We start from the raw sequence: 16,939 nt of genomic DNA on the forward strand, positions 1-16,939 counted from the left end.
CTATGAATCAAACACTTTAATATTGTTTTATTTCAACACATGTTAATGGCACAACACTTTTGTGTATTACTTCAGACTTTTTTAGATCAACGTAAGTTCCAAACATTTTCCCTTCACTACCGTTAACAATTAAGTGCCTTAGGAAAACCTCACTGCCTTTCACATTATCAAATAAATTGTAAGAACCATCAGAGTTTTTAATTATTGGAGAATGAAAAGATTTACCTGACACACGATAATCAACCTCACTTTCTCCAATAGAGACCTGTATATTCCATTTGAAGTCATCACTTGTCTTGCAATGAATAGCGGCGTTAGTCCCAAAACTTACCATAGCCATTAACGTCAACAATGCTATTTTCATTGGCTGTGTTTCCTCTATCATTTTTAGCGCAAATTAAAGCGTATGTAAGAATGTAATTGGCAGTAATAGTGTTTCGACCTCTCTGGTACTCAACCAACAAGGCATCAAAGTGCTCCCACGACATTCCACTATTTAAATAAAGTTTACTCTGTAGGTAGTTAATAGCACTAGTCATATCCAACTTAGATGCTTCAGACAGTACGTATTCAATTTCGTCTTTCGGTATCATAATACAGTGGCTCTCTTTACATTAGCCAGAATGTCGATAGAACGAGTGCTCCGAGCCAAACTTTGGCGCAAAGGTGCATTTGCCGTAATCCGTTTCAGCATTATATCACCCAAAGTTAAATTTGAGTTATGTGATGGATCACAGTCCATACGTAATGAACTATAGTATCAAAATCGATGTGAATAGATTAGTTTGGATAGGTGATCAGTAAAGTTTACAAATGTGCTCTTACACAATCGCAACTCATAATGGGGCAGAAGCAAGTTGGGACAAGATATCTGCTCTGATAGCACCGAAACTCAAGTAATAAACGGTTATATCAGGATTAATTCAACTGATGTATTTATGTACGTTGGTTCTTGTTATTGAGTCACCGAGATCTTGCTAATAATTCATTTAGGAACTGTTCAAGCACTATGTTTGGATTATCCTTGTAGTGATTCATTATCTTTTTCAGAAGGACTTTTTTTTCTACCCCGTACTTGTCTAGAATCTCATCATCGGTAAGCTTTCGTCCCAACATATAGAGCGATGATTGCTCGAAAAGAGATTGAATCGTTTGGAGAGTAATACTTGCAGGAGTTGGCAATTCCTTTGTATTGGTAATAAAATCTTCAGATTGCTGTGTTTTTGATGCCTTTCTGCGAATGACCTTTCTACCGCTTCGATTGGTTCTATCGTTTAAATTCTTAAGTTTCGTGTTCAGTTGTTCTGAATCTAGAATGGACCTAACCAGTTTTTGGCTCCAGTTATATTTTTGAATTTTGTCTATTTGTCTAGAGCTTCCATAGAACCTAGGAAGTACGAACTTCTTCTCTTTCATGAAGTTAACGATTTCACCCATAGTGTCACTCATTTCTGTACTTCGGTATTTTAGAATCTGATGTAGACGATAAATGTACTGTCCCTTAGCTGTTTGAGGAGTTTCAATGTTCTTAGGTTGCTTGTGGCTGTCAAGAAGGAAGTGAACCAACATCGATAGCTGTTCACTGCTAAGTCCTTTTTCTCCAATTTTGTGTCCTAGGTCGTCAGCCAAATTTTCCATCCGTTCAAGCGCACTTTCTGATAGATGGATAGTTTTTGATGTAAAACCTGAAGCTTTTTTCTTGGCTGAGCTTTTACGTTTCCTAACAGTTGCTTCTTCCGTAACATCGCTTTCATTTTTTGAACTCAGAGTCTCAAATAGCTCCTTTATTTGCTCGCTTAAGCTGACTACCTCGATTTCTAATCTTTCGAATTCTTTTGGCTGTTCGCTCTTCTTTAATCCGGTTGCTTTTTTTGTAGCCATTCAATATCTCTATAAGTTTTAAATTTGTGATGCTCACAAAATGATAAGTAAATCCTTTGTTTACCCATTCTAGCTAAGTTTACATTGATTTTAATTTGTGATGCTCACAAAAAAAGTAGTTTTTGGTGTGAATTAGGAAAATTGTAAATCCGCTTATGACTTAAATACACAAGGAGAAAGTTGTGAGCACTCTTCGAATTATCCAGTTAACTGAAGTTATAAAGAAAACTTCTATCAGCAAATCAACCATCTACAGAAAGATTGAAAAAGGTTTATTTCCCTCACCTGTGCGTCTTGATGATGGTGACAGTAGTTCAAACACGAGGCGAGTTGGATGGTTTGAGTCTGAAGTCGATGAGTGGATTCTGTCACGTCCAAGAGTTTTGGATTTTTACTTGGAGGAAGCCTAATGAAAATGCGCATCGAAGAAATGGATAAATTCGAGACAACAGAACGCTCGATTGAAGAAAATCAACGAAGAATTAGAGCACTAAAGAGCAGTGGTAAGCTGTTTGATGAACTACGTTTTCGATTGCAAGACTGTATCGATGGTGGAGAGCCGTGTGGCAGTCTGGCGTGTAAGCTTTGCAATCGAGATTTGAGAATCGAGTTGGTAAATCCGGTCATATGTTCAGTCGTTGAGTCAGGTGTTGATAAGTGGCACTTACTAACGGTAGTTCCATATGAGAAAAGCATTACAGCACCTGATTTTATGTATTTTGACGTTAAGGCAATGAAGAAGTGGTTTGGACGTGTGTTGCGTAACTTTGGGTTCGCTGGACCGATCTGGGGGATGATGGAAATTGATTATCACTCGTATGCCGATGCATGGTTGCCACATTTCCACATCGTTTTACCAGATACAAAAAATAATGATGTGGCATACAAGGCGTTGAAAAAATCACGAGTTTTTCACTGTAATAATCAGTTTTTGGAAGGAACTGAAAATAGACCGTATAAGCGTGATCCATTTGATATTGTTGATTCAGTTACAGTTCTCAGCTACACACATAAGCTTTACGGCAAAGAGATAACGATTGATCGAGGTGGTAATAAGAAAGGATACTTTTTAAGAGAAAGAAAGCTTTCTGAATATCTACTATTTATGGATAGTCACGACTACTCAGAGTTTAAATTTACCCTAGGGATATCAGATCACAAGTGGGCTAGTTTACGTAAGAGATGCACTACTAAGCGAATAGAGCATTATGATTAATCACTCTATGGCTTATATAGCTGCATATTAGGTAATACACTAGACGGTGGGTTCATTATGAATACCACCGTCAAGCTAGTAGTTGAGAGACACTTTTAGGGATATTCTGTGTTTGTGCCAATATGCTCGTGGTTGAGTCACTGAGGATCTTTTGCTTGGTTAACTCAGTAGTCTCTTTGGCGAAGTCAGTATCCTTTATCCTGCTTTTCGATTCGGTTGTATTGATATTTTGGCTTGTTAGATTATTGATTGCATTCTCTAACCTATTGTTAGTTGCTCCAATACCAGACCTATATGAATCAACTAGTGTCAACATTTGGTCGGTTGCATGAACTAGAGCGTTTTCATAGTGATTATTGAATTTAGTAGCAACTTCTGGCTTAAAAGAAATTAACTCGTCATAAGAGACATGATGTTCACCTAAATGCCATTGGTTTGTCGTATATATCAAATTATTATTAGGCATTGATTTAAAATTTTGAATGCCGATGCCTAACGTGGGGTTTACTGAATTGAAATAATTATATTCCCTGCTATAGCCGATCTTGTGGACACTTTCACCTTTACTATTAACCTCTTCTGCAAGAAAAAACTTTGCTTTACTACCTTCAAGAGCTGAGTTTAGAGTGTGAATAATATCTTCGGCAGACTTGCCAGATTCAAAATCAACTCTTAATGATGTCTGTCCATTTTTTTGTGGTGAATAAATAAACTCTATGAAATCACCAGTTTCAGTTCTCCAACCTGAAGGAATCTCGAAATTTGCCCCATTTGCGAATGCAGATGTATCGATGCTAGTTCTAGTCATTAGCCCACTTTGAATAGCACTTAATTCAGGTAAGGTTGCTGTGACAGCTTGTCCTGAGTCACTTCCTACTTGAAACGTCATACTGTGCTCATGCGAAGAATGTCCGGTAAATAACGACTTTCCTGCAAACTCAGTGGTTTGTGCAATTCTTGTTAACTCCTTTCCTAATTGAGTTATTTCATTTCGAATAGCTTCTTTATCATCCTTATCAAGAGAACCATTCAAAGACTGGAGCGACAGTTCTCTAACTTTGAACAGTATATTCGTATATTCGTTTAGAGCACCATCAGCGACTTCTAGCGTAGATATTGCATCATTAGAGTTTCTTAATGCTACTTCAAGTCCTCGGCTTTGAGTTTGGAGTCTATTGGAGATCTGTAGCCCAGCAGCATCATCTTTTGCAGAATTAATACTTGAGCCAGAGCTTAACTTGTCCATCGATTCTCTATGAGCCATGCTAGCTTTCTTTAAGCCGTTCTGTGCAGAATTAGCGAGAGTATTAGTATTGATGCTCAAAGCCATGCTCAACTCCTTGGGAAATTAAAAATAATTAAGCAGTTAAAGCAATATTTGTGCCACTTGTTTTTTATGAAAAGGTTGGGTTTATTGAGGAAAATTGGCTTTTGTTTGCCGAGATCAGAGTTAGCTCTTTTTGATATGACTTGTGAAAGGACAATAATTGCCGCAGAGATTGTATTTAGTGTAGGTAAAAGTGTAGCTCTTCTGAGTTTTTCTCTATAAGTTGTTGTTTTGTATTTATTATAACACCCTTGCATCAGGAGTGTGTTTTTGTTCAGCTTTCACAGGTAAATTCTTTTGTTTATTTCCGTAGCGGCTTAGGATACGTGAATCCCTATCAAGTAAAAAGAGACAAAGGGCATTTTGGCTATGGAAAAAACAACAAAATTGAGCGCAGATTTAGGCGCATTATTGGCAAAGTATGGTCATGTTTTAACGACGGCAGAATCGTGCACGGGTGGCGGTGTTGCGACCGCTATTACTGATATTGCAGGCAGCTCAGGTTGGTTAGATAGAGCTTTTGTCACTTACAGCAACGAAGCCAAAATGGAAATGCTGGGTGTGAGAGCGGAAACCTTAGAGGAACATGGTGCCGTGAGTGAGCCTGTTGTGATTGAAATGGTGCAAGGTGCGCTTCAACACTCGAATGCCACTATTGGGGTTTCCATCAGTGGTGTTGCTGGACCGGGGGGAGGCAGTGATGAAAAGCCGGTTGGAACCGTCTGCTTTGCTTTTTCGGATAAGCACGACTGGCTCTTTGTTGAGACCATGCATTTTTCTGGTGACAGGGCGGAAGTTCGTCAACAAGCGGTGATGCATGCATTGACTCGATTGCATCAACATTTAATTTAGAATTTCTTACACTGTCTTAGCCCAGAATTGATAAGGGTTAGAGCCAATCCTTAGAAGCAGTGGACTAAATTTTTTCTATACAGGTATAGACACTGTATGAATCAACAGTATAATAACTTTCATTGCTGAGCAGGTTAGCTGCTTAAGAAAAATGAATTACTATTCGTCGCCCAAAGAAGATGAATAAATCGGAGAAAGTAATGGACGAGAACAAACAGAAAGCGCTCGCCGCTGCGCTAGGTCAAATTGAAAAGCAATTCGGTAAAGGCTCTATCATGCGCCTTGGTGATAACCGCGCAATGGACGTAGAAACGATTTCAACAGGCTCTCTTTCTCTTGATATCGCTTTGGGTGCTGGTGGTCTGCCAATGGGGCGTATCGTAGAAGTCTACGGTCCAGAATCTTCAGGTAAAACAACACTAACGCTTGAGCTTATCGCTGCTGCGCAACGTGAAGGTAAAACTTGTGCGTTTATTGATGCAGAGCACGCTTTGGACCCTGTCTACGCGAAGAAACTTGGTGTTGATATCGATGCGCTCTTGGTTTCTCAGCCAGACACTGGTGAGCAAGCACTGGAGATTTGTGATGCGCTAGCTCGCTCTGGCGCTATCGATGTAATGGTTGTTGACTCAGTTGCGGCGCTAACACCAAAAGCAGAAATTGAAGGCGAAATGGGCGACAGCCACATGGGTCTGCAGGCTCGTATGCTTTCTCAAGCGATGCGTAAGCTAACTGGTAACCTAAAACAGTCTAACTGTATGTGTATCTTCATCAACCAAATCCGTATGAAGATTGGTGTGATGTTCGGTAACCCAGAAACGACCACGGGTGGTAACGCACTTAAATTCTACGCTTCTGTTCGTCTTGATATTCGTCGTACTGGCGCAATCAAAGAAGGTGACGAAGTCGTTGGTAACGAAACGCGCATCAAAGTGGTTAAGAACAAGATTGCTGCACCGTTTAAAGAAGCCAATACGCAAATCATGTACGGTCAAGGCTTTAACCGCGAAGGTGAGCTGGTAGATCTAGGCGTGAAGCACAAGCTGGTTGAAAAGGCTGGTGCTTGGTACAGCTACCAAGGCGATAAGATTGGTCAAGGTAAAGCGAACGCGTGCAACTACCTACGTGAGCATCCTGAAGTGGCTAAAACTATCGATACTAAATTGCGTGAAATGTTGTTAGCGCCAGCCCTTGCGGAAGCTCCTGAAGCAGGCGAGGCGCCTGAGCAAGCTGAAGAGTTTTAATCCCTTCACAGATTAAAAAGTGATAAAGCCCTGCAATGCGGGGCTTTGTTGTATCTATTGACATCAAAAATCGAATCATCACAAAGGCCATTGAGAGTCTGTACAGCAAAAATACCTTTAGGATCACCATGTACCAAAAGCGCCAGACACCAACATTATCGAGCAAAGAGGCGGCTATCCAACTGCTTAGCCGTCGCGATCATGGTCAGTATGAGCTGTACCAAAAACTGTCGATGAAAGGCTATGAAGCATCAGACATCGAAATCGCGATTAATTTTTGCTTAGACCATAACTATTTAGATGATTTACGTTATGCGAAGAGCCAAATTAGGCAGCATGTATACAAAGGACATGGCGAGCGTCGAATTCGCCAAGAGTTAAACCAGAAACGTGTTGCGGAATCGGTGATTGAGCAAGCCATGGCTGAAGAACCACAAGACTGGTTTGAACTTGCTAAGCAGGCGGCAGAAAAGAAATTCAAAGGCGTCAAAGCCAAGGACCAAAAAGAATACGCAAAACAAGTCCGTTTTCTACAATACCGAGGCTACAGTTTCGACCAAATTAGCTATGCGCTTGCCTTTGAAGACCAAGATTAGCGTTGATCCAATTGCGCTGATTTTTGTTTTGCTTCAAATTTTTTCTTCTACTCCCTCTTTTCCTCAAGAAAACTAGTCTCAGCTGTTTGCATGATCTACAATACGGCAAAATTCTAACTCGACTATTTTCAGGAAGAGCTGCATGTACATGAGCACTGACGAGGTTCGTAACGCGTTCCTCAAGTTCTTTGAAAGCAAAGGACACCAAATCGTAGAAAGTTCATCGTTAGTTCCACATAACGACCCAACCCTGCTGTTCACAAACGCAGGTATGAACCAATTTAAAGATTGTTTCTTAGGCTTAGAAAAACGAGCCTATACTCGAGCGACTACGGCTCAGCGTTGTGTACGTGCTGGTGGTAAACACAACGACCTGGAAAATGTTGGCTTTACCGCTCGTCACCACACATTCTTTGAAATGCTAGGCAACTTCAGCTTTGGCGACTACTTCAAAGAAGATGCGATTTCATTTGCTTGGGAATTCCTAACCGAAGTTCTTAAACTGCCTGCGGATCGTCTATTGGTAACCGTTTACGAAACCGATGACGAAGCATTCGACATCTGGAACAAAAAAGTTGGCGTGCCTGCTGATCGTATCGTTCGCATTGGTGACAAAGAAGGTGGCAAGCCTTACGAGTCTGATAACTTCTGGCAAATGGGCGACACTGGTCCTTGTGGTCCATGTACTGAAATCTTCTACGATCACGGTGAACACATCTGGGGTGGTCGTCCTGGCACGCCTGAAGAAGATGGTGACCGTTTCATCGAGATCTGGAACAACGTATTCATGCAGTTCAACCGTCACGCAGACGGCACTATGGAACCGCTACCAAAACCATCGGTAGATACTGGTATGGGTATCGAGCGTATCTCTGCAATCATGCAGGGCGTTCACTCAAACTACGAAATCGATGTATTCCAAACTCTTATCAAAGCAGCGGCTGAAGTCATTGGTTATGAAGATCTATCGAACCAATCGCTACGCGTTATTGCTGACCACATCCGTTCATGTTCATTCTTGATTGTTGATGGTGTGATGCCTTCAAACGAAGGTCGTGGTTACGTACTACGTCGTATCATTCGTCGTGCCGTACGTCATGGTAACAAGCTAGGTGCACAAGGTGCATTCTTCTATAAGCTTGTTGGCGTATTAGCAGAAGTGATGGGTACAGCAGGCGAAGAGCTGAAGCGTCAACAAGCAGTGGTTGAAAAAGTACTGCGTATCGAAGAAGAAAACTTCGGTCGTACACTTGAGCGCGGTATGGTAATTCTTAACGAAGCATTAGATAACCTAGATGGCAAAGTGCTAGACGGCGAAACGGTATTCAAGCTTTACGATACTTACGGCTTCCCAGCAGACCTCACTAACGACGTTGCACGTGAGCGTGAGTTCGCGATCGACGAAGAGGGTTTCGAAAAAGCGATGGAAGAGCAGCGTCAACGTGCGCGTGAAGCTGGTCAATTCGGTACAGATTATAACGCAGCAATCAAAGTTGATACGCAAACAGAGTTCTGTGGTTACACAGGTACTAAAGGTTCTAGCTCAGTCGCAGCGATGTTCGTTGAAGGCAACGAAGTAGATTCACTATCTGCAGGCGATAAAGCCATCATCGTGCTTGGTGAAACGCCATTCTACGCAGAGTCAGGCGGTCAGTGTGGTGACGCGGGTGAAATCCGTACTGAATCTGGTGTATTCCGCGTTGAGGACACTCAAAAACTCGGTAACGCAATTGCACACCACGGTGTAATGGCAGAAGGCGTTCTAGCGAAAGGCGACGAAGTAGCAACTATCGTTGACGCAGAGCGTCGCGCAGCTATCTCTCTAAACCACTCAGCAACGCACTTGCTACACGCAGCACTACGCCAAGTTTTAGGTGAGCACGTAACGCAGAAAGGCTCATTGGTGAAGGCAGACAACCTACGTTTCGACTTCTCGCATCTAGAAGCCGTAACCGCAGCAGAGTTGAAAGAAGTTGAGCGCCTAGTTAACGCGCAAATCCGTCGTAACCACACGATTGAAACCAACGTGATGGATATTGAGTCTGCTAAGAAGAAAGGCGCAATGGCACTGTTTGGTGAGAAGTACGATGACGAAGTTCGCGTGCTATCTATGGGCGATTTCTCTACTGAGCTTTGTGGTGGTATTCACGCATCAAGCACGGGTGATATTGGTCTATTCAAAATCACATCAGAAAGCGGTATTGCAGCCGGTATTCGTCGTATTGAAGCGGTAACAGGCGAGGCGGCATTAGACGCCATTGAAGCTCAAAATGCGAAGTACGAAGAGAAACTGGCAGAATCTGCACAGAAAGCAAAAGCACTAGAGAAAGAAGTGCAGAAGCTAAAAGATAAGATGGCAGCCGCAGAAAGCGCTAACATCATGGGCAAAGCGGTTGAAGTAAATGGCACAAAAGTTCTAGTCGCGGCCCTTGAAGGTGCTGATAGCAAGAACCTACGTACCATGGTTGATGACATCAAGAATCAAATGGGTTCTGGTGTTGTACTGCTTGCAAACGTAACGGGTGACAAGGTTGGCTTGATTGCTGGTGTGACTAAAGATCTCACTGGTAAAGTAAAAGCAGGTGATCTAGTTAAAATGGTTGCAGAGCAAGTCGGTGGTAAGGGCGGTGGTCGTCCAGACATGGCTCAAGCCGGTGGTACTGATGTTTCAGCACTACCAGAGGCAATCAAAACAGTTCAGCCTTGGCTAGAAGAGCGTTTATAAGCTCTTAACTAATAAAATTACGCTCAATCAAGTTTCTTTGATTGAGCGTAATTTTTTTAGCAACCAAGTGGTTTAATTGACCAAAAGTTAACCGAGTCATTTAAGCTGCTTGGTTTTTGTTGTAACTACTGCTTATATAATTTTTCTCAAAGGAAATATTTAAGATGTAAGCAGTTCTAAAGAGACTTCGGTCTTGGGAAGGTGAAGACTGGTGAAAAAGCCCCTTATCGTGCAAAAGTTTGGCGGAACCTCTGTGGGTTCAATTGAAAGAATCCACCAAGTCGCTGAACACATCATTAAGGCGAAAAATGATGGCAATCAAGTTGTTGTTGTCGTGTCTGCAATGTCAGGCGAAACAAACAGACTGATGGATCTCGCTAAACAGATAGATAGCGTACCTACAGCTCGAGAACTTGATGTTTTGCTCTCTGCTGGTGAGCAAGTGTCAATGGCACTGTTAGCCATGACTTTGAATAAAATGGGTCATGCTGCGCGCTCGCTTACCGGAGCACAGGCGAATATTGTGACGGATAATCAACACAATGACGCAACGATTAAACACATTGATACCACGACAATTATGGGATTGCTTGAGCAAGACCAAATCGTGATTGTTGCGGGATTTCAAGGTGTGAATGAGAACGGGGATATCACCACATTAGGTCGAGGTGGCTCAGATACGAGCGCAGTGGCACTGGCGGGCGCATTGCGCGCTGACGAGTGTCAAATCTTTACCGACGTTGATGGTATTTATACTTGTGACCCACGTGTAGTGAAAAATGCGCGCAAATTGGCGGTTATCGATTTTCCTTCAATGGAAGCGATGGCAAGCCGAGGCGCAAAAGTATTACATTTACCTTCAGTGCAATTTGCATGGAAGAATAATGTGCCACTACGCGTGCTTTCGACATTTGATGTTAATGAAGGCAGTTTGGTAAAGGGGGAGTCAGGCAATCAAGCCGTCTCTGGTATAGCCATTCAACGTGACCTTGCCATTATCGAAGTCGATAAAGAACATTTATCTAGTGCTACAAAACAATGTCAGATGTTGGGTATAGACATTTGGAATGTGATCGAGGAAGCAGAACGGGCAGGTATCATGATAAAACAAGATGCATGTGCCAAGTTCGATCTGGTGTTCAGCGACAAAATCCGTAATAGTGAAGTGGTAAGCCTGTTGACCGCAGTGGGGCTTGATGCCAATGGAATGGTAGAGCACGCATGCGATTTGTTGGCAAAGCGAGATATTGAGATCAATTTCAGCGCAACGAATGCACTCACTATGATGCTAGTTTTAGCACCCGAATGTGTGGATACAGCAGCAAACATTCTGCATGATGCTTACATTACGTCTAGTGAAGCATTAAACATTCAACAAAAACATGCCTTTTTAGGCTAATTTTCGCTAACAAGGTAGTTTACGAAAATATAACTTTTGTTGGATAATAGCTTTGTAGCAAGAAAATTTAGAGATTACTCAAGGAGCAAAGAATGCTAATTTTGACTCGCCGCGTAGGCGAAACACTGATGATTGGTGATGAAGTGACTGTAACTGTACTAGGTGTGAAAGGTAACCAAGTACGTATCGGCGTTAACGCTCCGAAAGAGGTTTCAGTTCACCGTGAAGAAATCTACATGCGCATTCAAGCTGAAAAAGGCAATGGCAACGTTGCTTCAGGTAACTACTAAGTCGCTCCTGTTTACAGAGCTTAGTTTGAATGAAAAAGGCTAACCGAAGGGTTGGCCTTTTTAGTCTTTAATGCTTTTGAAGATTTGCGGAAACCATTGTGTTGAGTGTGGCCGTGAATCCGTCAATATTGTTGAATCGAACACCAGGAAGTTGTTTGAAAATAAATGTCTTTTTTTCAGAGAAGACTCTCTTTTTTTCATCATAATAGAGTGGTAAAGTTCGTTTAATAGTCACTTTGATTAAATCAGCAACGGTTAAGTCAGTTTCGTGGATTTTTTCAAAGAAAGTGTTTGACATATTTTCGGTAAAACGTAATATGTGCCTCCGCAAGACGGTGAGGTGGCCGAGAGGCTGAAGGCGCTCCCCTGCTAAGGGAGTATACGGTTTATCCCGTATCGAGGGTTCGAATCCCTCCCTCACCGCCATTCTTGCAACGTTGAGAAATCAACAAAAAAGTGCGTCCTTAGCTCAGCTGGATAGAGTACCTGGCTACGAACCAGGCGGTCGGAGGTTCGAATCCTCCAGGACGCGCCATATCTCTTTTGAGATATAACAATGAAAACGGTGAGGTGGCCGAGAGGCTGAAGGCGCTCCCCTGCTAAGGGAGTATACGGTTTATCCCGTATCGAGGGTTCGAATCCCTCCTTCACCGCCATTCATTGACTGGCCCGATGGCCTTTTTTTTGTTTCGTAAGAAATGAATGTGATTTGCTTCACAACTTCCTAGCAAGAAGATCTGCGCGTCCTTAGCTCAGCTGGATAGAGTACCTGGCTACGAACCAGGCGGTCGGAGGTTCGAATCCTCCAGGACGCGCCACTATTTAATAATTCGTTTGATAAACGGGTTATACAAAGTAAAATAAGATTATTGCGCGTCCTTAGCTCAGCTGGATAGAGTACCTGGCTACGAACCAGGCGGTCGGAGGTTCGAATCCTCCAGGACGCGCCACTTATTAAAGGGTAATGCCCTGATATTGATGAAAGTCGATATCAAAAACTGCGCGTCCTTAGCTCAGCTGGATAGAGTACCTGGCTACGAACCAGGCGGTCGGAGGTTCGAATCCTCCAGGACGCGCCACTTATTGAAGGGTATTGCCCTGATATTGATGAAAGTCGATATCGAAAACTGCGCGTCCTTAGCTCAGCTGGATAGAGTACCTGGCTACGAACCAGGCGGTCGGAGGTTCGAATCCTCCAGGACGCGCCACTTATTGAAGGGTATTGTCCTGATATTGATGAAAGTCGATATCGAAAACTGCGCGTCCTTAGCTCAGCTGGATAGAGTACCTGGCTACGAACCAGGCGGTCGGAGGTTCGAATCCTCCAGGACGCGCCACTTATTAAAGGGTATTGCCCTGATATTGATGACAGTCGATATCGAAAACTTGCGCGTCCTTAGCTCAGCTGGATAGAGTACCTGGCTACGAACCAGGCGGTCGGAGGTTCGAATCCTCCAGGACGCGCCACTTATTAAAGGGTATTGCCCTGATATTGATGAAAGTTGATATCGAAAACTGCGCGTCCTTAGCTCAGCTGGATAGAGTACCTGGCTACGAACCAGGCGGTCGGAGGTTCGAATCCTCCAGGACGCGCCATTTACTGAAAAAGCCTCGCAATTGCGAGGCTTTTTTGTATCTGGACATCTAGAACTATAACCTGAGTCGTTAGAGGCGATGCCCTTCTTTTCCAAAAGCGAATATGTGCTTATCTAAGCAATTTGGAATAAAGTTTCTGCTGTAGTTTGTGAATCCATCCTTACTATCTCTCCTGTATATTGATTTCCGTTTCTTTCACTTCAATTGTTTAAATGTAACTTCTTTGTTTTTTATTTGTTTATTAATTGTTATTAAATGACATCCTTTTGTTTTTATTGGCTTTTATGTGTAAATCTCGATTTGGTTTTGAAATCCAAATCGCAGTTTTTATTTATGTCCTCCTTTACTCTGTTCGTAAGGAGATAGCAGATTCGCAGTAATTATTTTGTCATGAACTGTGATCTGGGTAGTGAATAAATAATCATTTATCAGGATTATTACAAACCTTCCTTAAACAAAATTGACAAAATTTAACCAATCGAGATAATCCATTGGTCGGGATTTGACGCTATTAAAGTCCTGCACGTTGTCAGGATGACAAAGAAAGGAAGCAACATGACTAATATAGGAAGCCTGCTAGTAGATGCGGCCACCCTGATGCTAACGGGGATGGCGGTCGTATTTATTTTCCTCACTATTCTTGTTTATCTCGTTCGGCTAATGTCGAAATTGGTACCAGAAGAAGTACCAGAGCCGATCGCAGCACCAAAAACAAATACTAATATTCAATCAACCTCTTCAGCTGTTAGTCCACAAGTAGTGGCGGCGATCTCGGCTGCGATTCATAAACATCGCGCCTCATTCGCGAAGTAGCCGAACCAGGATTAAAAAGGAGTTTAAGAGCATGTCTAAACCACTAGCTATTACAGATGTGGTCCTTCGTGATGCCCATCAATCACTATTTGCTACGCGTATGCGTATTGAGGATATGCTGCCTATCGCAGCTGAGTTGGATAAGGTTGGTTACTGGTCTCTAGAGACTTGGGGTGGCGCAACGTTTGATTCTTGTATTCGATTCTTAGGGGAAGATCCTTGGGAGCGTTTACGTGAGCTGAAAAAAGCGATGCCTAATACGCCAATGCAAATGCTACTGCGTGGTCAAAACCTTTTAGGATACCGCCATTATGCCGACGACGTAGTAGAGAAGTTCGTTGAACGCGCACATGCTAACGGTATGGACGTATTCCGTATCTTTGATGCAATGAATGACGTGCGAAACTTCCAGAAGGCTGTTAAAGCAACGGTCGATGTTGGCGCACATGCTCAAGGTACGCTGTCTTACACAACAAGCCCTGTGCATAACGCAGACACTTGGGTTGACTTGGCAAAACGCCTAGAGGATTTAGGTTGTCATTCACTGTGTATTAAAGATATGTCTGGCTTACTCAAGCCTTATGAAGCGGAAGAGCTTATCACGCGTATCAAAGCGTCTTGTGATGTGCCATTAGCACTTCATTGTCACGCGACGACAGGCTTGTCTACTGCGACAGCGGTAAAAGCAGTTGAAGCTGGTATTGATATTCTCGATACAGCGATTTCTTCAATGAGTTGTACCTATGGTCACACGCCGACGGAAACGGTAGTCGCGATGCTAGAAGGAACCGAGCGAGATACCAATTTGAAGCTCGAGCAACTAGAACCTATCGCCGCGTATTTCCGTGAAGTACGTAAGAAGTACGCGAAGTGGGAAGGTCAGTTGAAAGGTGTAGACTCTCGCATCCTGATTGCTCAAGTGCCTGGCGGCATGCTGACTAACATGGAAGGCCAGTTGAAAGAACAGGGCGCTGCGGATCGCATTGATGAAGTATTAGAAGAGATCCCTCGTGTACGCGAAGATCTTGGTTTCATTCCATTGGTGACTCCAACTTCGCAGATCGTCGGGACGCAAGCCGTGATTAACGTGCTTACTGGCGAGCGCTATAAGAGCATAACTAAGGAAACCGCTGGTCTATTGAAAGGCGAATACGGTCAAGCGCCAGCCGAGTTAAATGCAGAGCTGCAAGCTAAAGTACTTGATGGCAAAGAGCCTATTACTTGTCGTCCTGCCGATTTGCTTGAGCCTGAAATGGAGACGCTTACTGTTGATCTGATGGAGAAAGCAAAATCAGAAGGTATTAAGCTAGCAAGTGAGCGTGTTGATGATGTACTTACTTATGCGCTTTTCCCTCAAGTTGGTCTCAAGTTCCTTAAGAATCGTGATAACCCAGAAGCATTTGAACCTGCACCAACGCTAGAAGCCGCGAAGCCTGCCGTACCTGCGGCGCAAACAGCAACTGGCGGCGTAGAAACTTATAGCGTACGTGTTGACGGACAGGTGTATGAGGTGGAAGTCGGTCCTCAAGGCGAGCTAACCTCTGTCGCTCCTTCTGCGGCGCCTGCAAAATCGACGGCACCTAGCGCACCTTCTAGCGCTTCTGCTGAAGCGGTGCCTGCTCCTCTTGCCGGTAACATCTTTAAAGTGAATGTTCAGCCTGGTGCTGAAGTGGCTGAAGGCGATGTACTACTGATTCTTGAAGCAATGAAGATGGAAACAGAAGTGCGTGCGGCGCGTGGTGGTGTGGTTCAAGAGTTGAACGTTAAAGAAGGCGATGCTGTCACAGTAGGTGCGCCTCTGTTGAGCCTGGCGTAAGGGAGTATCATGGACGGATTGTTAACCCTTTGGGCAGAAACAGGGATCGCTAACTTCGAGTTCGGCCAAATCTGTATGATGCTGGTTGGTTGTACCTTGCTGTTTTTGGCAATCAAAAAAGGCTTTGAGCCTTTACTGCTATTGCCGATTGGTTTTGGTGCTATCTTGGCGAATATTCCAAATGCTGGCTTTACTGAGCCTGGCGGCTTGCTCTACTACGTTTACTACATTGGGATTGAATCGGGTGTGTTCCCGTTGTTGATCTTCATGGGTGTGGGTGCGATGACCGACTTTGGTGCTTTGATCGCAAACCCAAAAACGTTGTGGCTAGGTGCGGCAGCTCAGTTTGGTATTTTTGCGACACTGTTTGGCGCTATTTTGCTCAACTATGTACCTGGTATGGAGTTCTCCATGGCGGATGCATCGTCTATCGCTATCATCGGTGGTGCGGATGGCCCAACGGCGATTTTCTTAGCAAGTAAGTTATCACCAGACCTGCTTGGTGCGATTGCTGTAGCCGCGTACAGCTACATGGCTTTAGTGCCAATCATTCAGCCGCCAATCATGAAGGCGCTAACCACTAAGGAAGAACGTGAGATTCAAATGGCGCAACTGCGTCACGTGGGTAAATGGGAAAAGGTATTGTTCCCGATGGCAGTATTACTCATGACGATTCTTTTCCTACCTTCAGCAACGCCTCTTGTCGGTATGTTCTGTCTTGGTAACTTAATGCGTGAAGCGGGTGTGGTCGATCGTCTATCGAAAACCGCACAAAATGAGCTGATCAACATCGTGACGATCTTCTTGGGCTTAGGGGTTGGCTCGAAGCTGCAAGCGGATCAATTCCTGAACTTAGAAACATTAGGCATTCTAGGGCTTGGTGCGGTTGCGTTTAGTATTGGCACGGGTGCTGGTGTGCTAATGGCTAAGTTGCTGAACAAGTTCTCAAAAGAAGACATCAACCCACTTATCGGTGCGGCTGGCGTTTCTGCGGTACCAATGGCCGCGCGTGTGGTGAACAAGGTCGGCTTACAAGCTAACCCGCAAAACTTCTTGTTGATGCATGCGATGGGACCAAACGTTGCAGGTGTATTGGGGTCAGCGGTTGCCGCTGGTATCTTGCTAGCACTTGTCGGCTAGTCATTACCGAAAATGGAATGATCAACTAATTTACAAAATCACGA

Annotated in this window: 14 protein-coding genes and 10 tRNA genes; 21 read left to right on the forward strand and 3 right to left on the reverse strand. The window is 43.6% G+C overall.

All coding sequences use genetic code 11. The features are described 5' to 3' along the window. Window positions 1-16: 16 nt before the first annotated feature. Window positions 17-364: a hypothetical protein gene (locus OO778_RS02775; protein ID WP_146074157.1), complete on the reverse strand. Its 348-nt coding sequence runs from the start codon at window positions 362-364 to the stop codon at window positions 17-19. Between the two features lie 599 nt (window positions 365-963). Continuing rightward, complete coding sequence (locus OO778_RS02780) at window positions 964-1,881, reverse strand: hypothetical protein (protein ID WP_264910661.1); 918 nt, start codon at window positions 1,879-1,881, stop codon at window positions 964-966. A gap of 182 nt (window positions 1,882-2,063) precedes the next feature. Between OO778_RS02780 and OO778_RS02785 the strand changes: the two genes are divergently transcribed. Then, window positions 2,064-2,291, forward strand: coding sequence for an AlpA family phage regulatory protein (locus OO778_RS02785; protein ID WP_029851398.1), 228 nt, complete (start codon window positions 2,064-2,066; stop codon window positions 2,289-2,291). Then, window positions 2,291-3,097 (forward strand): hypothetical protein, encoded by an 807-nt coding sequence (locus tag OO778_RS02790; RefSeq protein ID WP_029851397.1) that lies wholly within the window; start codon window positions 2,291-2,293, stop codon window positions 3,095-3,097. The genes OO778_RS02785 and OO778_RS02790 overlap by 1 nt, the downstream gene beginning before the upstream one ends. 70 nt (window positions 3,098-3,167) lie before the next feature. Here OO778_RS02790 and OO778_RS02795 read toward each other — a convergent pair whose 3' ends face one another. Next, entirely contained in the window at window positions 3,168-4,427 is a 1,260-nt protein-coding gene (locus OO778_RS02795) for a flagellin (protein ID WP_264910662.1), read from the reverse strand. A 366-nt stretch (window positions 4,428-4,793) separates the two neighbouring features. Here OO778_RS02795 and pncC point away from each other — a divergent pair, with 366 nt between their 5' ends. The 19 genes from pncC to OO778_RS02890 all read left to right on the forward strand — a co-directional run bounded on the left by pncC (window position 4,794) and on the right by OO778_RS02890 (window position 16,895). Further along, window positions 4,794-5,276: a nicotinamide-nucleotide amidase gene (pncC, locus tag OO778_RS02800; protein WP_264910663.1), complete on the forward strand. Its 483-nt coding sequence runs from the start codon at window positions 4,794-4,796 to the stop codon at window positions 5,274-5,276. Window positions 5,277-5,476: 200 nt separating this feature from the next. Further along, entirely contained in the window at window positions 5,477-6,520 is a 1,044-nt protein-coding gene (gene recA, locus OO778_RS02805) for a recombinase RecA (RefSeq protein ID WP_005393872.1), read from the forward strand. A gap of 128 nt (window positions 6,521-6,648) precedes the next feature. Further along, window positions 6,649-7,116 (forward strand): recombination regulator RecX, encoded by a 468-nt coding sequence (gene recX / locus OO778_RS02810; RefSeq protein ID WP_005393871.1) that lies wholly within the window; start codon window positions 6,649-6,651, stop codon window positions 7,114-7,116. Between the two features lie 142 nt (window positions 7,117-7,258). Next, window positions 7,259-9,841, forward strand: coding sequence for an alanine--tRNA ligase (gene alaS, locus OO778_RS02815; protein WP_109169448.1), 2,583 nt, complete (start codon window positions 7,259-7,261; stop codon window positions 9,839-9,841). A 211-nt stretch (window positions 9,842-10,052) separates the two neighbouring features. After that, the gene (locus OO778_RS02820; RefSeq protein WP_104969790.1) at window positions 10,053-11,240 is read left to right on the forward strand and encodes an aspartate kinase; all 1,188 of its coding nucleotides are present in this window, start codon (window positions 10,053-10,055) and stop codon (window positions 11,238-11,240) included. A 92-nt stretch (window positions 11,241-11,332) separates the two neighbouring features. Beyond that, a complete protein-coding gene (gene csrA / locus OO778_RS02825; protein ID WP_004415691.1) occupies window positions 11,333-11,530 on the forward strand; it encodes a carbon storage regulator CsrA in 198 nt (65 codons plus the stop codon). 334 nt (window positions 11,531-11,864) lie between these two features. Continuing rightward, window positions 11,865-11,956: transfer RNA gene (locus OO778_RS02830), tRNA-Ser, on the forward strand. A 32-nt stretch (window positions 11,957-11,988) separates the two neighbouring features. Beyond that, a tRNA-Arg gene (locus OO778_RS02835) sits at window positions 11,989-12,065 on the forward strand. A gap of 29 nt (window positions 12,066-12,094) precedes the next feature. Continuing rightward, window positions 12,095-12,186 (forward strand) — tRNA-Ser (locus OO778_RS02840). A gap of 85 nt (window positions 12,187-12,271) precedes the next feature. Further along, window positions 12,272-12,348: transfer RNA gene (locus OO778_RS02845), tRNA-Arg, on the forward strand. A 55-nt stretch (window positions 12,349-12,403) separates the two neighbouring features. Beyond that, window positions 12,404-12,480: transfer RNA gene (locus OO778_RS02850), tRNA-Arg, on the forward strand. A 52-nt stretch (window positions 12,481-12,532) separates the two neighbouring features. Then, window positions 12,533-12,609: transfer RNA gene (locus OO778_RS02855), tRNA-Arg, on the forward strand. A gap of 52 nt (window positions 12,610-12,661) precedes the next feature. Then, window positions 12,662-12,738 (forward strand) — tRNA-Arg (locus OO778_RS02860). 52 nt (window positions 12,739-12,790) lie between these two features. Then, window positions 12,791-12,867: transfer RNA gene (locus tag OO778_RS02865), tRNA-Arg, on the forward strand. Between the two features lie 53 nt (window positions 12,868-12,920). Further along, window positions 12,921-12,997, forward strand: a tRNA-Arg gene (locus OO778_RS02870). 52 nt (window positions 12,998-13,049) lie between these two features. Further along, window positions 13,050-13,126 (forward strand) — tRNA-Arg (locus OO778_RS02875). A gap of 555 nt (window positions 13,127-13,681) precedes the next feature. Then, the gene (locus OO778_RS02880; RefSeq protein ID WP_005379932.1) at window positions 13,682-13,939 is read left to right on the forward strand and encodes an oxaloacetate decarboxylase subunit gamma; all 258 of its coding nucleotides are present in this window, start codon (window positions 13,682-13,684) and stop codon (window positions 13,937-13,939) included. Window positions 13,940-13,970: 31 nt separating this feature from the next. Continuing rightward, window positions 13,971-15,755: a sodium-extruding oxaloacetate decarboxylase subunit alpha gene (oadA, locus tag OO778_RS02885; protein WP_139060519.1), complete on the forward strand. Its 1,785-nt coding sequence runs from the start codon at window positions 13,971-13,973 to the stop codon at window positions 15,753-15,755. A gap of 9 nt (window positions 15,756-15,764) precedes the next feature. Continuing rightward, entirely contained in the window at window positions 15,765-16,895 is a 1,131-nt protein-coding gene (locus OO778_RS02890; RefSeq protein ID WP_005396706.1) for a sodium ion-translocating decarboxylase subunit beta, read from the forward strand. The last annotated feature ends 44 nt before the right edge of the window (window positions 16,896-16,939 follow it).

Source organism: Vibrio sp. STUT-A16 (assembly GCF_026000495.1).
GTDB classification, from domain to species: Bacteria; Pseudomonadota; Gammaproteobacteria; order Enterobacterales; family Vibrionaceae; genus Vibrio; species Vibrio diabolicus.

Coding starts and splice junctions, on each gene's coding strand:
- alaS (WP_109169448.1), top strand. CDS start 7,259: ATGTACATGAGCACTGACGAGGTTCGTAACGCGTTCCTCAAGTTCTTT.
- OO778_RS02780 (WP_264910661.1), bottom strand. CDS start 1,881: ATGGCTACAAAAAAAGCAACCGGATTAAAGAAGAGCGAACAGCCAAAA.
- OO778_RS02890 (WP_005396706.1), top strand. CDS start 15,765: ATGGACGGATTGTTAACCCTTTGGGCAGAAACAGGGATCGCTAACTTC.
- recA (WP_005393872.1), top strand. CDS start 5,477: ATGGACGAGAACAAACAGAAAGCGCTCGCCGCTGCGCTAGGTCAAATT.
- recX (WP_005393871.1), top strand. CDS start 6,649: ATGTACCAAAAGCGCCAGACACCAACATTATCGAGCAAAGAGGCGGCT.
- OO778_RS02775 (WP_146074157.1), bottom strand. CDS start 364: ATGAAAATAGCATTGTTGACGTTAATGGCTATGGTAAGTTTTGGGACT.
- OO778_RS02795 (WP_264910662.1), bottom strand. CDS start 4,427: ATGGCTTTGAGCATCAATACTAATACTCTCGCTAATTCTGCACAGAAC.
- csrA (WP_004415691.1), top strand. CDS start 11,333: ATGCTAATTTTGACTCGCCGCGTAGGCGAAACACTGATGATTGGTGAT.
- pncC (WP_264910663.1), top strand. CDS start 4,794: ATGGAAAAAACAACAAAATTGAGCGCAGATTTAGGCGCATTATTGGCA.
- oadA (WP_139060519.1), top strand. CDS start 13,971: ATGTCTAAACCACTAGCTATTACAGATGTGGTCCTTCGTGATGCCCAT.
- OO778_RS02880 (WP_005379932.1), top strand. CDS start 13,682: ATGACTAATATAGGAAGCCTGCTAGTAGATGCGGCCACCCTGATGCTA.
- OO778_RS02790 (WP_029851397.1), top strand. CDS start 2,291: ATGAAAATGCGCATCGAAGAAATGGATAAATTCGAGACAACAGAACGC.